The sequence below is a fragment of the Paenibacillus sp. CH40 genome (genome assembly GCF_024213605.1).
In the GTDB taxonomy this organism is placed as follows: Bacteria; Bacillota; Bacilli; order Paenibacillales; family Paenibacillaceae; genus Paenibacillus; species Paenibacillus polymyxa_B.
Genome location: NZ_JANAVQ010000006.1, coordinates 225,421 through 240,590 on the forward strand (window position 1 = coordinate 225,421; position 15,170 = coordinate 240,590).

Genomic DNA, 15,170 nt, shown 5'->3' on the forward strand with positions numbered 1-15,170 from the left:
GCACATTAAAGCTCATTTCAGGAACGTTCCAAGTTGAGGGAGGATACGGCTGGCAAAACGTAGCGCTCCAGCAGTGTTCGCGGATTTTTCCAACGGCTCACCTTGCTATCTGCTGTAAATACTGCGACTGCGTTTGCTTCTGGCACTAGATAAATTTGCTGTCCTCCATGTCCGTGCGCACACGCATAGTTGATGCCGTGGAGTCGTCCTGTCCACCATTGGAATCCGTAATCTCCGAATTCTGGATACCCTTCAACCTGTCGCTGTGTCGCCTGATGCAGCCAATCGGCCGGAATCAATTCTGTTCCGTTCCAGTTACCTTGATGAAGGCAGCAATCGCCGAATTTAGCCATGTCACGTGATGTCAGATATAGCCCGATGTGTCCCATGGTGTAGCCCTCTGGATCTTGTGCCCAACCACTTCTTCCGAAGCCTAAGGGTTCGAACAGATACTGGAGAGCGTACGTATAGGCGTCAATCCCACAACAATGAGTCAGCAGCACGGACAACAGGTGCGAATCAACACTACGATATTGGAATACACCGAGTTGATCCTCCTGTACAGGTAAGCGCAGGGCAAAGGACGGCCAGCTTTTGCTGCGATGAAAACGGTGGATAAAAGCTTCTCCGAGCTTTTTACCCGTCTGCCAATACAAGCCGGATGTCATGGTCAACAGATGGCGAATCGTAATCTGCTCTAGCAGTGTTTCCTTCCGCCTAGGTAAATACTCAGGCAACAGCTTATGCACAGCCGTCTCTGGCCCGGGCATATCACCTCGAGCCATAGCTATGCCGATGAGCGTGGAAGTGAAGCTTTTGGTCGCTGATCGCAAATCGTTCAGAGAGCTTACTTCATGCCCGTTATAATAGCGTTCCCAGATCAGTTTGCCGTGGCGTAGTAGCAGGAAGCTGTGCATTTTAGGAAACTTGGCTTGGATTTCACGGTCTGCCTGATCAAGTAGGGAGACATTGACGCCCTCCTCTTCACAAGTTCCTAAGTTCAGGGCAGACATACGGGCAACAGGTGCAGTGAACAGCGGAGCAAAGCGGCTCATCCTTTTCCCTCCTTGTTATGTTTATTTATTTTACCCCAAACACATACACTCCAAAAACCGATAAATAAGGTATACCCCCTGTGCAACAGCTGATTGAGTACCCCAAATGACATGATGGGTAAAAGATAGGTAAAATCAATGTAAATTTACTGGAAAGCTGAAAGCTGTATCTGAATATGTTATAATGGGGTAGTGATTCAGCCAAAAGAAAATCGGTTAATAATAGTGTCAGGTACATGCCTTGTATAAGGTGTTCCCGACCTAAGCTGCAATTAGACATACTACTTCACTGCATAAGGACATCAATACTTTTCGGCATTCTCTTCAACGGAGCACTTATTTTCAACGTTTTGGGAGGGAGTTACATGGCAACGAAAGGTCACAATGAAGTTAAGGAAAGTCTGCGGGAAATGACTCGAATTTTCCGGCCTAAGGATCCCAAAAAATTTGTAAAGGAATATGTGCGAAAATACCGGATTACAGGAGGGTATGAGGAAGAGTTGACCATGGTGGTGGAAAACGAACTCGGTCGCATAAATTCTTCAGTATCTTAAAGGGTTCGATTACCCGAAAAACTAGAAATACGACTTTTATAAACCGTCTATCCACAGAGGAGACGGTTTTTTTGTGTCCGCCTTGCATACAATGGGATAGGTTTAGTGAATTTGTATGCTCAAAGGAGGCGGATTCCAATAGAGATAGCAATACGAACACCGGAGGAAATCGGCTACATGAGGGAGGCCGGACGTATTTTGGCAGATTGCCATCGTGCGCTGGAAAGTCGTATTCTTCCGGGAATCACAACGCTTGAAATCGATGCTTGGGTAGAGCAGTTTTTAAGCAAGCGCGGAGCTACGCCTGAACAAAAGGGCTATAAAGGTTTCCCTTATGCCACCTGCGCTTCGGTCAACGAGGTGGTATGTCATGGTTTTCCCTCGGAGCGGGTGCTTCATGATGGGGATATTGTGACCATCGACATTGTGGTTAACAAGGACGGTTGGCTGGCTGACCGAGGATGGACCTATGCGGTAGGTAACATTAGCCGCCCGGTAGCACGACTGTTGCGGCAGACCCATAAGGCACTGATGCGCGGTATCGAGGTTGCCCGCCCGGGGAAGACGTTGGGGGATATCGGGCATGCTGTGGAAAAAGCGGCAGGCTGGCGGCGGTTCGGCAACGTCAAGCCTCTGATCGGGCATGGCATTGGCCGCCAAATGCATGAGCCGCCAGAGGTTCTGCACTATGGTCGTCCCAAAACGGGATTACCGCTGCGCGAAGGGATGGTGATAACCATTGAGCCGGTATTTACCCTCGGAACCGAGGGCGCGGTGCTCTGGGGGGACGATGGCTGGACCATCAGCACAGCAGACGGCAGTTGGGGAGCTCAATACGAGCACACGATTGCGATTACAAAGAACGGTCCTTATATTTTGACCTCGTAAAAGAGAGATGTGCCATAGGGAGTCAATGTGCGGGGCGTTAGCATAAGGCTCTCTAGGTAAGTTTTTTCAGGATGACACATTCATCGTGCTTGTAGAGATTTTTCGATAAAGCAACAGATAAATCCCCAGCTCGACAGGCGAGGAAACAGCCATCACAATTCCTGCCACTTTGCCGTCCAGTCCTGGAAAAAAGCAGATACACAGAATAAGCGCGAGAATCGCAAAGCTCACAGAAAACAGCCTACCAATAAAGATAGGTTTAGTATTACCGATTAATATCGACCGTCCTATAAAATATTCCACCCAAGGATAAAATGCAACATAGACAGCCAGTATGCGAAGCAGTCCTCTGGTTTCTAGCAACAGTTCTCCTTCCAATCCCAATACATTCCGTAACACAGGATCACCAGCAAATCCGAAGGAGAGTAACAGGAGTAGCATTGGCGACAGGATAGACAATAAGCCTAAAAATATCAGCACTTCCCTGCGCTTAGTCGTATAAAATTGAATCACAATTTGATGCAAAGAGCTGCAAAACCAGACAAATAGATTCAGGATTTGCAGTGCTACAGAAAAGGATGCCACGGCCAACAGTGGATCAGTTGTATTGTTCAGCGCTGCTTGGATGGAAGGATTCAGGATAACCAGCACCAGCGCCGAATATAGCAAAGGAAGGTAAAAAGGTAGGAGATGCTTCGCGTGATGGATGGTTTGCTCCCCGTTGTCAGGAGGCAGCTTTCTTTTGAGAACCCGGCCTTCTAAAAAAGTAACGACCAGCTCTATGAGAATACCTGCAATAAAAATGGCGGCACCGACTCGTCCGTCATTCGTCCAGCCAGCACGGATCAAAAACCAGGAAGCAATTAGCATCACGATAATACGTATGGACGAGCTGAATGTCATCCATGCCGTTCGGTGCTTGTTAATAATAAGTCCCTGATATATGTTACGGACAGCTACCAATATGTATAGTAAAGTAAGAACCTGAAATACGTTCTTGGTGGGTTCGATCAATACTGGGGACACACCAAATACATATTGAAAGACCAGATTGCCTACGGGCGTCAACCCGATGCTCCAGCCGATGATCAATACAGCCACAGCCACAAACGTACATAAAATACCGATAGAATGAACGGACTTGCGATCATAACCAAATTTCGTGGTCATTTGCCGTACAGCGGTTAACGGAGTTTCCAACAGTAGGCACAAGCTGACGGCGACCGCATAGCTGCTTAATGTAAACGAAGGATGTTCCGAACGAGCAAGCACGGCATTGACGATGACATGCGTTAGTGCAGCAATTAATGACGAAATGCCAAGCGGCACATAAAATGAAACAATTTTATTCAAGTCGAATCCCCCAGTAAACGAGTAGTGTAGTGAACGGGTTATCCTATCCAACTTCACTAAACAATGAATATCCTTATTATAGATCAAGATTTGGATCGTCGATATAATAGAGTGCATAATATTGGAAACTAGGAGTGGAACTTACATGAACATCAGGGAAGCAACGATATCAGATGCCGAGGGCATCGCCAAGGTGCACGTAGATTGCTGGAAGACGACGTACAAAGATATAATGCCTGCCCAGGTTCTGGAACAGCTTTCCTATGAGCAAAGAACAGAACTGTGGAATGCGAATCTATCCAGTGAAGACGGTCATCGGGTATATGTTGCTGAAAATGAGAAGGGGGAAATTATCGGATTTGTGAGTGGGGGGCCGGAAAAGTCAAGTGAATATCCCCCGTATGGGGGAGAAATAACGGCTATTTACGTTTTGAGTGAATACCATAGTTTAGGCTTGGGGAAGAGACTATTTTTACGTCTGCTTCAACATTTTAATAGTATGGATATTCACTCTGTAATCGTATGGGTGCTAGCAGATAATCCAGCATGTACTTTTTATGAAAGGCTGGGGGCCAAACTTATAGTAGAACAACATATTATAAATATGGGTGGCAAAAATCTGAACATGGTGGCTTACGGTTGGATACTATTCGGATAGAATACGCTTTTGTCCTTCCAAAGCACGAATCGGTGCGATATTTTGCGTAAATTCCAACGTTCCCAGATAGCGGCCCTCTGCATCACGGATGGCAAAATAACGGATATAGACAAATTTGTCCTTGATTGGAATCCAAAAATCTTCAACATCCTTGCGACCTGCCTTAAAATCTTCCAGCAGCTTCTCAACGACATGCACGCTTTGGGGTGGGTGGCAATTCTGTACGGTACGACCAATGACGGCTTTCGTGCGCGCGAAGATTCGTTCCTTACCATGGGAAAAATAGCGAACAACATCATTTTCATCAATAAAAGTCAGGTCAACGGGTAGATGATTCAACAGTAGTTCCAATTGTTGTACAGATATAATCCCCGTCTCGAATCGCACGAAGCCCTGAGGTGTTCCAGATGTGCCTTCCGTTTGCTCAAGGGCTTCTGCCGGTTCCTCTGCCCGTTCAGGTATCCATTCACGTTCGGGAGCGGTCAAGCAGAACCCGATTTCTTCGCTTTCCCGGGCTATTTTCAGCCACTCATCCTCTGTCAGCTTACTGAGTGCCATCGGTAGCAAAATATTTTCTTCTTTGAATATCATTTCATTCACTTCGCTCATGATATGGGCAAGTGCCTTCCCAATCTGTTCACGATCTCCGTTATATTCGGTGAGCAGACTCTTTGCCTCCTTAATAGCGGCACGAATGCTGTCGTCCACACCCCACATAACTTTGGTTGGGCCAAAAATTCCATAGCGTTCTAGATAAGGAAAGACCAGATTTTCTTTGCGGCTATAGTGCTTGTCGAGATCGAGCAGCAGACTTAAATCTTCCAGTAACTTGTAGATGATTTTGGGGCTGTCGTCCTTTTGAAATTGGTCCGCGTGCAATGACAACTTGAAGTTGACCAATCGTTCGATCTCCCGATTTTCCAGCTTGAAGGTATGAACGGGATGTCCTGGTTGTTCCTCTGGTCCTGAAGGACGGTGAATATCCTCAATGGAACCCTTGAATATCGATGTATGCACGGAACAAAGACGCTGCACTTCCGATACGGGAATCCCCTCCTCGGTCATCAATGCATGCTCCATAGCTGAAATTTCCGCTACGCTTACTCCGCCAACAGCCTCTGCGAAACGTGCTTTGACTTCCTCCACGCTTTTCCCGGCATGTAATTCTTTTATAATTTCCTTTAGCGTTTGTTGGCGTTCCGTTAATTCCTGTGCTGTATGTTCACGGTTGTTAATTAGCTCGCTCATGATTGTTAGCTCCTTTATTTTTGAATGGTAAAACCATGTTGCAAAAACGTGCGTTCCACGGTTTCCATAGCTACTTTTTTCATTGCAATACCTTTGGACAGTGTCATAAAACGACCTGCGGTCTGTAACATGCCAGGCTTGGCGATATCGTGAAAACCCAGCTCTACCATAATGTCCTTCACTTCGGGATAACGATTAACAAGGTTAAATATGGGCTCATCCCAGTGCAGTATCTTATCCATTTATTCATCCCCTTGATTGAGAACGTTTATCATTTACAGAGTAGCATAGGTTCTGACGAGCTTTTGTGATTGTACGCACAATTTACATTCAGGTGTTGACAGTTGTAATTCATGGTTTATATACTGTGTATAAAGATATATACAGTAATAACACTGATTACTGTAATAATAACTTCGTATGAAGAGAGAACGAGGTCGTCATTACAGGCAGTGCAGAAGGGATCAGGATAAGAAAATGACAATCATCAAGCAGGCATGGAAGATTAACCAGCACGATTTTCGCAACAATCCATATGTCATGCTGTGGACATTGCTGTTTATTGCGTATTTGGGATTTACTATGAGTTTTGCTGTAAGTGTGCAATGGGGTGAACTTGGAAACTTGAGTCCAGTAGCCGATTTTATCATGCTGGTGTTGATTCCGTTTCTCGGATTCATTTATAACCGCCGTGCATTTAAATATCTTCAGGAAGATTCCTATACGCATATGCTAGCCTTTTTCCGCACTTTGCCTATACCGATGAATGCGGTGATTATGAGTCGAATTCAACAGGCGCTTTTGGCGTTTGTTGTGAACAGTGTAATATTTTTCACGCTATTGTTTACGTTGTCAGCTACGTTTCGGGTATATGCCAGTACAGGTTTCTTTGTATCGTTTGCACTTACCTGGATAGGTTACGGCATGTTGATTCAAGCCATTTATATTCATTTGGAATTTCTTAAAAGAGGAAAATCCTACTTTTGGCTATCCATTGTCATCATGCTCATTTGTGGGATAGTTACGATTATAGTTCGAGTATGTGGAGCCAATCTGGTATCGTTAACGGCATTTTATAGCAAGGAATGGCAGCTGTTGTCTCCGGTGATGTGGGGAGCGCTGCTGGCAGGAGTTCTGGGTATGTGGGTGTCCTATAAGGTGACACAGCGTAGGCTTATGAAACGGGACTTAACTTAGCGGTATGTGTACAAAGATAGATAAAAGGGGGGGAGAAGCAGGTGAATATACCAGTGCAAATTGATGAGAATAGCGCGGAACCGCTGTATGCACAAATTGAAAAGCAACTTCGTTCACTCATCGTAACCGGACAGATTGCAGCGGGAACGCTGCTTCCCTCCATTCGGGAGTTTGCAGGGACGCTCCGCTGCAGCGTCATCACCGTCCGGCGGGTCTATCAGGATTTGGAGAATGAAGGCTTGCTTCGTACCCGGCAGGGGACGGGCACCTTCGTAGCTCTGGTCGAGGACGATAAGCGCTCAGGTTACCGCCTTAAAGCAGTGACCGAGGCGTTGGAAACGGCGATTGACACAGGCATTGCTGTGCAGATGACAGAACAGGAATTGTTGGAACTTTTCGCAGAAATGGTGAAGAGAAGGTATGAAGTCCAAGTGAAGGAGTGACGCCCGTGAAGAACGATGTAAATCATCATGTGGAAGTTCCTATGGGGATACAGATAAAAACACCCATTATTGAGATGAGCCAAGTCTATAAAACCCGAGGTAACCGGGAAATTGGACCGATTAATCTAACCATTGAACCGGGATATGTAGTCGCTTTGGCTGGACATAACGGATCGGGCAAAAGTACATTGATTCATCTGCTGACTCAGCTTATCCACCCGGATTCCGGTGAAATCCGTTGGTTCGGTCAAGCGTATCCAGACGGCATGCCGGCAGATACACGACAATGGGTTGGGTATATGTCAGAGCAGCCAAGCCGTGAGGAAGATCAACTCACGGCAGAAGCAGCAGCGGCTTTTCGAGCCTTGTGGTATCCCGGCTGGGATGAAACACGTTTTCAGCGTCTGATGGAACGATTTCAGGTTCCTCAGCATACGAAATTATCGCGCATGTCTAAGGGAGAGCGCCGCAAGTTTGAACTGGCTGCAGCCTTGGCGCCTCATCCCCGTTTGTTGCTGCTGGATGAGCCTTCGTCAGGTTTAGACCCTTTTGCCTGGAAGATCATGCTGGAGGAACTGCGGGATTGTATGGAGAACGGCAAAACGACGGTTATTATTGCTACTCATATTATAGACGAGATCAAGCGTTTGGCGGATTATATTGTCCTGATGCATGATGGCAAGCTGCTCGGCAAGCTGGAAAAAGACCATTTGCTCGAAAATAGCAAAGAAATGTGGTTTGAAGGCACGCCAGAGGAGGCATCGGAGCTTCCGGGAGTGGTAGAGACGGAGAGCGAAGGCGGATTGCAGCGAATTGTAACGTTGGCAGCCGGAGAGACCAGCGCCATATTGGAACAAGCGGGCATTCGCCCTATCCGTGTGAGGCGTTTGGAGCTGGATGATATTTTAATACATTGGTCTGCTGGACAACTATCAGAAGATGCGGAGATATACACGCAGAAAAAAGGAGCGGAGTAATCATGAGCATGCTGCAATTGAAAGAGGTCGTGAAGCAATATGGGAACCACACGGCGGTGAACGGAATTTCGCTGAATGTGAATGGCGGGGAGATTTACGGATTACTGGGAGGCAATGGAGCAGGCAAAACGACAACGATGCGCATGGTGCTCGGCCTGATTTACCCTGATGGAGGAAGCATTCAATATGAGGGAAAGCCCTACAGCAAGGAGCTTCAGCGGACGATGGGCTATTTGCCTGAGGAGCGTGGACTATACCCCAAGGTGAAGGTGAGCGAGCAAATTAACTATTTGGGCAGGCTGCGCGGCATGTCGACCAAGGAGGCGGACAAAAGTCTACGCTACTGGCTGGAACGCTTTGGAGTGCCGGAATACTACGACAAGCGGATTGAGGAGCTATCCAAGGGGAATCAGCAGAAAATGGGCTTTATTGCCGCTGTTGTGCATCGCCCCACGCTGCTTATTTTGGATGAGGCCTTCAGTGGGCTTGATCCGGTGAACGTTGAATTGCTTAAGGATACGGTGAAAGAACTGCGGGACGATGGGGCTGCGATTTTATTCTCGACCCACCGCATGGAGCATGTGGAGGAACTGTGCCGCCATATTACGATCTTGCATCGCTCAAATACAGTTGTGCAGGGAAGTGTGCAGGAGATTAAGGGCCGTTACCCACGTGAAAAAGTTCGTCTCATTACTACAGGTGAAGTGAATGGACTGGAGCAGCTGCCCGGCGTGCGCCGTGCAGAGCCTATGGATCGCGGCTGGATGCTGCATATTGAGCAACCGGATGCGGCGAAGTTGATTTTACAAACGGCGTTGGAGCAAACGGATGTAGAGCATTTTGAGATCAAGGAACCTACGCTGAATGAGATTTTCATAAGAGAGGTGGGGGATTCCCATGAATAGACTGGGTACGGTGATCGGTTTTACGTTTCGTCAGAAGGCGAGAACCAAATCTTTTATCATTACAACGCTGGTACTGGCCTTGCTCATTACGATTGGTATGAATCTGCCGTATTTGATTTCTTTGTTTAAAGGAGATGGGGCAGGAGGTTCGGGCACAACGGCAGCCGAGCATCATCGCTTGGGACTGATTGCTGGGAGCCGGATAGAAGTGGCGAATCAGCTGGAGCAATTCACCAAGGAGCAATCCAACCCGGCAGCCATCTGGGTGCGTTATGACAACGTACAAACGCCGGCCATGCAGCAAGCCTTGAAAAACGGGGAGCTGCAAGGTTACGTGCAGTTCACGGAGCCTGCCGCCAAGGGAGACGCGTTTCCTAAAGTGGAGTACGTCTCTGTAGAAAAAGAGCCATCTCCTGCTGTAATTACATTGTTGCAGACGGGACTTCAGGAAGCTAAAGTCAAAGCCATTATGGGCGGCAATGCATTGACCAGCGATCAAATTCGTGAAATTAGCACACCTGTATTGGTGGATAGCAGGGAAGTAGACGGTCCGTCTGAGGCAGGGGGAGCCGTGGGGACAGAGAAAAAAGAGACCTCTATGATTAACTATGGTTTGGTCTATGTACTGATGATTTTATTCTTCACCTCCTCCATGATGACGGGGAATATGATTGCTGCAGAGGTGACATCGGAAAAAAGCTCACGTATCATGGAGATTCTCATCACAAGCGTCTCACCGTTGACCCAGATGTTCGGAAAAATTATCGGCATTTTCCTGGTCGGCCTGCTGCAAATTGCTGTCTTTGCAGCCGTTGTATGTGCCAACCTTATGCTGCCGCATAATAATGTCATTCTTAGCTCAGCTGGGCTGGATCTGTCGCAACTGAATATCGCGGTATTGGGCTATGGTTTGGTATTCTACATCCTCGGCTACTTTCTGTACGCAGTATTGTTCGCTGCGGTGGGTTCTATTGTTAGCCGTACCGAGGAGTTGGGACAGGCGATCATGCCGATTACCGTGTTGTCACTGGCAGCCTTTTATATCGGTATCTTCAATATCGCCGCACCTGATACGATTTTCGTAAAGGTGGCCGGGTATATCCCATTTTTCTCGCCGACTGTCATGCTGCTGCGGATTGGTCTGGAGCGGGCGAGCCTGCTGGAAATTTGGCTGTCACTTGGTATTCTGGTCGCCTCCATTTTGTTGTTCGGTTGGCTGGCCGCCAAGATCTACCGTACGGGCGTCTTAATGTATGGCAAACGTCCTTCATTCAAAGAGTTAAGAAAAGCTATGAAGGCTTACAAGATTTAAATTTTTTAATTGCGGTGTGAGTAATCATTATAGTTGAGACAAAAGTAATTAATAAATGAGATTTTTTGCAATACATGCTTGAGATAGAGTGGGGGCCTTGATTCATCAGAAGTACCGATGGATCAAGGCTTTTCTACTTTATATGGTAATGATTAATAATTGGTATGTTTTGAGAGGAGAAGTTACTACTGAATAGAGATTATCTTCAATTTTATTGAGAATAGTCGTCGGGTAGCTGATTCCATTTTTAGTTTTCGCCGTCCAGACTTGTATTTGAGATTTATTTTGAATATTCAAACGTTTCGCAACTTCACGTATACTCATATATTCTTCATTGACCAACCGAGCGGCCTCCAATTTTAATTCCAAGGAGTACGCCCGAAGGTTTGTCTTTTTTTAGCCATGAAAAAATCCCCTTTGTTAGGCAAGATTAAGTCCATCTTAACAGATGTCTTTTTTCACTTGTCTACTAAAAGGGGATAATACCAATGCTAGCGGCTTTTTTGTTTCAAAACCAAAGTTCTGTAAGGAAAATTGATGTTACTTGCCAGTCTTCAGCCGTATATGAAGGCTTATAGGAAACCCTCTAAGTTGGATGAGATTTTATGAGATACCGAGATTAAAAGCTCACGTTCTTGTTCCGAGAGATCTTGTGAAGCAACTTCCTCCATTTTTGTCCAAACGGTAACAGCTTCATCCACGAGTTTTCGGCCAGTTTCAGTCAATGTAACTAGGGTGACGCGTCCGTCCTTGGGCGATCTGGAGCGAGTGACCAGTCCTGATTCTTCTAACCGCCGAACTGATTTGGCAATCGTTGAATGATCTAGTCGCATAGTCCGCCCGAGACTCTGCTGCGATTGTCCGTCTTGCTCTCCTAACTGCATCAACATAATTTCTTGACCTGTAAATAGACCAACTTCACGCAACAAGTGTGCGGCTAAACTACGATGTGATCTCGCCATGGAAAACACTGCAAAGTTAATGGGGAATTGCTGGATGACTTGCATTTCTTTCTCAAAATTAGACGTATTAGATATAGACTGGTTCTCTTCTTCAAAGTTATTCATTACTTTTCACCTTTCCGCTTTTACTTTTTATTAAGCGTAGAGAATAATTCAATACTTGTAAAGTAGCGGAGTTGTGAATGGAAAAATACCCTACTATAGCTTTTATTTCGCTGTAGTAGGGTGCCGAACAAAAAGGTTAGAAGTAACTTTTATTTCATCGTTGGATAATCGGTATAGCCGTGGCTGTCGCCGCCATAAAAAGTTTTAGGGTCGGCTTCATTCAATGATGCCCCTGATTTCAAACGTTCCACTAAATCAGGATTGGCCAGTGCCAAGGTTCCTACCGACACCATATCTGCCAAGTTATCTTTCAAGTCTCTATCCAGTTCTTCTAAAGGACGTCCTGGTCGATTAACAATAAGTACATGGGGCCAAGCCAAACGTATATTTTTAAGAATCACTTCATCGCCACCATGCAGAATATGAAGATAGGCTAGGTTAAGTTTAGCAAGTTCAGAAATCAAGTATTCATATACTTTAGGACCGTCTTTACCTTCACTAAGATCACCTAAAGGAACCCCAGGAGAGAGTCGGATTGCAGTACGACTTGCTCCAATTTCCTCAGCTACAGCTTTCGCTACCTCGATGGCAAATCTAGCGCGATTTTCAATCGAACCTCCATAAGAGTCGGTGCGTACATTCGCATTTTCAGAAATAAATTGATGTACAAGATAACCGTTTGCTCCATGAATCTCTACACCATCAGCGCCAGCCTCTATCGCAGCTGCTGCAGCTTTGCGGAAGTCCTGAATCGTTTCCTGAATTTCTTCCAGACTTAATTCACGTGGGACAGGAACATCTTGCATTCCTTTTGCAGTATACATTTGTGCCTTTGGAGCTACAGCTGAAGGTGCAACGGGTTGACGGTGATGAGGTGTATTCTCTGGATGTGACATCCGACCTGCATGCATTAGCTGAATGAACAAATATCCTCCTGCATTATGAACACGATCTGTAATCTGTTTCCAACCTTTAATGTGCTCATCAGTATAAATACCAGGTGAAGATAAATAACCTTGTCCATCTTCGGATGGCTGGGTTCCTTCACTGATTAGTAGACCCATTGAAGCACGTTGTTCGTAATACTCCGCACTAAGTGTTCCGGGAGTACCATCATAAAGGGCGCGTGATCTAGTCATTGGGGCAAGAGCCAAGCGATGTGACAAGTTCAAATTTCCTACTGTTAATGGTGTCCAAATTGTATTCATATGAAAACCCCTCTCGTTTTTTCGAAAAATATGTTTCCGGCAACGTAAATTTAGCAAATAAATATTTGATTGTCAACACATTTATATTTTTGAACAATCTCTGCCTATACCAACAAGAACTAACTAGCAAAGTAGCAGAGTATTTCAAAGTATAAGGCTCTTCTATTTAAAATGCGTATCATTCATATCTTATAGAAGACCTACATTTTTTCATCATTCATACTTGATATATATTACTGCGAATATAAATAGTATTAGACGTAATCGCTTACATTTCGTACAGTGTAAAAGAAGATTCCACCTATAAAAAACGCTTGGTTGCAACAATGTACTTGTTTTATCAAAGTAAGATACATCCAGAGTATCTCTGAAGGGGAGTTTTTAATGAAAAAAAATTACGATGAATTGGCGCTTAATATTGTGGAACATGTTGGCGGCGATGAGAACATTGAAAGCCTATACAATTGCGCCACCAGATTGCGCTTTCAGCTAAAAGATAATAACAAAGCAAAGACAGAAATCCTTGAAAACCTTGATGGTGTGTTAAAAGTGGTACAAAGCGCAGGTCAATATCAAGTAGTTATTGGTAGTGATGTAGCTGAAGTATACAAAGCGATAGTTAACAAGAACGGCCTAGAGACTAATGAGGAAAATAAACAGGAGTCTAAAGGGAAGTTAAGTAATCGTATTTTCGGTATTATTTCTGGAATATTTGCTCCGTACCTCCCTGCCATTGCGGCGTCGGGTATTCTTAAAGGCTTGCTTGCACTTTTTACTTCGGTGGGTTGGTTAACTCCTGAAAGTGGAACATATACCGTTTTGGCAGCGATCAGTAATGCGCTCTTTTACTTTTTCCCTATTTTTCTTGCCTTTACTGCAGCAAAACAATTTGGAGCCAATCCTTATGTAGCAGCAGTAATCGGTGGTGCGCTACTAGAGCCTAATTTTATTGCTCTCATGTCCAACGATGCGACAGAAACAAGTTTTATAGGAATACCTACGGTTCTTATGAATTATGCTTCTTCGGTTATTCCAGTTATTTTAGCAGTGTGGCTATATTCTTATCTTGAAGGATTCTTGAATCGTATTCTTCATAAAGATATTCGAATGATTTTGACACCGCTTGTAGCCTTGGTTATTACAGTTCCGCTCACCATTATGATATTTGGTCCAATAAGCGGATATCTTACAGATGCATTAGGTGCAGCAATGACGTTTCTCGGGGAGAAGAATGGTATTATTACCGGAATTATTGCCGGGGGACTCCTCAGCTTTCTGCCTCTGTTTGGATTACAATGGGGGATTATTCCTATTCTACTTCTTAATCACTCGACATATGGGTTTGATACGTTCAACCCAATGTGGGTAATGGGCACTTATGCACAAATGGGAGTGGCTCTAGGCATATTTATTAAGGCAAAAGAAAGAAATCAAAAAAGTTTTGCCTTGTCAACATTTTTCACTGGGATCGTTGCAGGTGTTACAGAACCCATTTTATACGGGATTGTTACGAAGTATAAAAGAACCTTTCTTCCAATCATTATTGGCGGAGCCATCAGTGGAGCATTGATTGGGGCGCTTCAAGTCAAACAATATGCATTTGCGTTCGCAGGAGTCCTTGCATTCCCGACATTTTTTGGAACAACCTTTTGGTGGTATGTATTGGGGGTCCTAGTATCTATCATGATTTCTGCATTAATTGTCATTTTCTTTGGCTTTGAAGACAAAGAAAAAACAAAAAAGACTCCGAATGAACCATCTAATGAAGGCGTGAAAATAAAGGAATATAAAGAAAAAAAATACACTTCGGATGATGTATACAGTCCACTTAGTGGTGAGGTCGTAAAGTTGGAAGACATGAATGATGGTGTTTTTTCAAGTAAAGATATGGGAGATGGTATTGCCATTATTCCTTCAGAATACAAAGTATATGCACCTATTCAAGGGCGCATTACTAATTTTCTTTCGTCAAAGCACGCTATAGGGATTACTTCGGACAACGGAGCTGAACTTTTGATTCATGTTGGGATTGACACAGTGAAACTAAAAGGAAAGTATTTCATTGCAAAAGCAAAAGAAGGAGATTATGTCGAGGTAGGGGATCTCTTACTTGAATTTGATGGCGTTAAGATAAAGGAAGAAGGTTTTGAACTATTTACTCCACTTATTGTAACGAACACTTCAAATTATTCAGCTATTCAAATCAGCGTCGATAAAAAGACAATTACCAACGGAGAAAGGCTTCTGACTTTATTGCCTTGATTCAGCATTTCGAATGCAATCGGACTGTTTGAGATTGAGCTAA

General features: G+C 44.9%; 15 protein-coding genes. 9 read left to right on the plus strand and 6 right to left on the minus strand.

Features of this window, described 5'->3' with window-relative positions:
• Positions 1-17: 17 nt before the first annotated feature.
• Positions 18-1,055, minus strand: coding sequence for a serine hydrolase domain-containing protein (locus tag NLX73_RS18695; protein WP_254326975.1), 1,038 nt, complete (start codon positions 1,053-1,055; stop codon positions 18-20).
• 365 nt (positions 1,056-1,420) lie between these two features.
• Between NLX73_RS18695 and NLX73_RS18700 the strand changes: the two genes are divergently transcribed.
• Positions 1,421-1,609 carry a hypothetical protein gene (locus tag NLX73_RS18700; protein WP_007428354.1) on the plus strand — a complete coding sequence of 63 codons (189 nt, stop codon included), beginning with the start codon at positions 1,421-1,423 and terminating at the stop codon, positions 1,607-1,609.
• A gap of 105 nt (positions 1,610-1,714) precedes the next feature.
• Positions 1,715-2,497, plus strand: coding sequence for a type I methionyl aminopeptidase (gene map / locus NLX73_RS18705; RefSeq protein WP_235307130.1), 783 nt, complete (start codon positions 1,715-1,717; stop codon positions 2,495-2,497).
• 66 nt (positions 2,498-2,563) lie between these two features.
• Here the strand turns inward: map and NLX73_RS18710 are convergent, their stop codons facing one another.
• Entirely contained in the window at positions 2,564-3,850 is a 1,287-nt protein-coding gene (locus tag NLX73_RS18710) for a hypothetical protein (protein WP_254326976.1), read from the minus strand.
• A 145-nt stretch (positions 3,851-3,995) separates the two neighbouring features.
• Here NLX73_RS18710 and NLX73_RS18715 point away from each other — a divergent pair, with 145 nt between their 5' ends.
• The gene (locus tag NLX73_RS18715; RefSeq protein ID WP_254326977.1) at positions 3,996-4,508 is read left to right on the plus strand and encodes a GNAT family N-acetyltransferase; all 513 of its coding nucleotides are present in this window, start codon (positions 3,996-3,998) and stop codon (positions 4,506-4,508) included.
• On the opposite strand, the gene NLX73_RS18720 is transcribed toward NLX73_RS18715, so the two are convergent.
• The gene (locus tag NLX73_RS18720; protein WP_061831089.1) at positions 4,497-5,756 is read right to left on the minus strand and encodes a DUF438 domain-containing protein; all 1,260 of its coding nucleotides are present in this window, start codon (positions 5,754-5,756) and stop codon (positions 4,497-4,499) included. The genes NLX73_RS18715 and NLX73_RS18720 overlap by 12 nt on opposite strands.
• Before the next feature lie 14 nt (positions 5,757-5,770).
• Positions 5,771-5,998 (minus strand): DUF1858 domain-containing protein, encoded by a 228-nt coding sequence (locus NLX73_RS18725; protein ID WP_061831090.1) that lies wholly within the window; start codon positions 5,996-5,998, stop codon positions 5,771-5,773.
• 235 nt (positions 5,999-6,233) lie between these two features.
• Here NLX73_RS18725 and NLX73_RS18730 point away from each other — a divergent pair, with 235 nt between their 5' ends.
• The 5 genes from NLX73_RS18730 to NLX73_RS18750 are packed head-to-tail and all read left to right on the plus strand — an operon-like array spanning position 6,234 to position 10,590.
• Positions 6,234-6,953, plus strand: a complete 720-nt coding sequence (locus NLX73_RS18730; RefSeq protein WP_254326978.1) for a hypothetical protein — start codon at positions 6,234-6,236, stop codon at positions 6,951-6,953.
• A 41-nt stretch (positions 6,954-6,994) separates the two neighbouring features.
• Positions 6,995-7,396 carry a GntR family transcriptional regulator gene (locus NLX73_RS18735; RefSeq protein ID WP_039270421.1) on the plus strand — a complete coding sequence of 134 codons (402 nt, stop codon included), beginning with the start codon at positions 6,995-6,997 and terminating at the stop codon, positions 7,394-7,396.
• A 41-nt stretch (positions 7,397-7,437) separates the two neighbouring features.
• Positions 7,438-8,373, plus strand: coding sequence for an ATP-binding cassette domain-containing protein (locus NLX73_RS18740; RefSeq protein WP_254327005.1), 936 nt, complete (start codon positions 7,438-7,440; stop codon positions 8,371-8,373).
• 2 nt (positions 8,374-8,375) lie between these two features.
• Positions 8,376-9,278, plus strand: coding sequence for an ABC transporter ATP-binding protein (locus NLX73_RS18745; RefSeq protein ID WP_254326979.1), 903 nt, complete (start codon positions 8,376-8,378; stop codon positions 9,276-9,278).
• A complete protein-coding gene (locus NLX73_RS18750) occupies positions 9,271-10,590 on the plus strand; it encodes an ABC transporter permease (protein WP_254326980.1) in 1,320 nt (439 codons plus the stop codon). The genes NLX73_RS18745 and NLX73_RS18750 overlap by 8 nt, the downstream gene beginning before the upstream one ends.
• 572 nt (positions 10,591-11,162) lie before the next feature.
• Here the strand turns inward: NLX73_RS18750 and NLX73_RS18755 are convergent.
• Together NLX73_RS18755 and NLX73_RS18760 are read right to left on the minus strand one after the other, a co-directional pair.
• Positions 11,163-11,657: a MarR family winged helix-turn-helix transcriptional regulator gene (locus NLX73_RS18755; protein WP_250259512.1), complete on the minus strand. Its 495-nt coding sequence runs from the start codon at positions 11,655-11,657 to the stop codon at positions 11,163-11,165.
• A 149-nt stretch (positions 11,658-11,806) separates the two neighbouring features.
• Positions 11,807-12,865 carry an alkene reductase gene (locus NLX73_RS18760; RefSeq protein ID WP_250267369.1) on the minus strand — a complete coding sequence of 353 codons (1,059 nt, stop codon included), beginning with the start codon at positions 12,863-12,865 and terminating at the stop codon, positions 11,807-11,809.
• A gap of 384 nt (positions 12,866-13,249) precedes the next feature.
• Here NLX73_RS18760 and NLX73_RS18765 point away from each other — a divergent pair, with 384 nt between their 5' ends.
• Positions 13,250-15,127, plus strand: coding sequence for a beta-glucoside-specific PTS transporter subunit IIABC (locus NLX73_RS18765; protein ID WP_254326981.1), 1,878 nt, complete (start codon positions 13,250-13,252; stop codon positions 15,125-15,127).
• Positions 15,128-15,170: the final 43 nt, after the last annotated feature.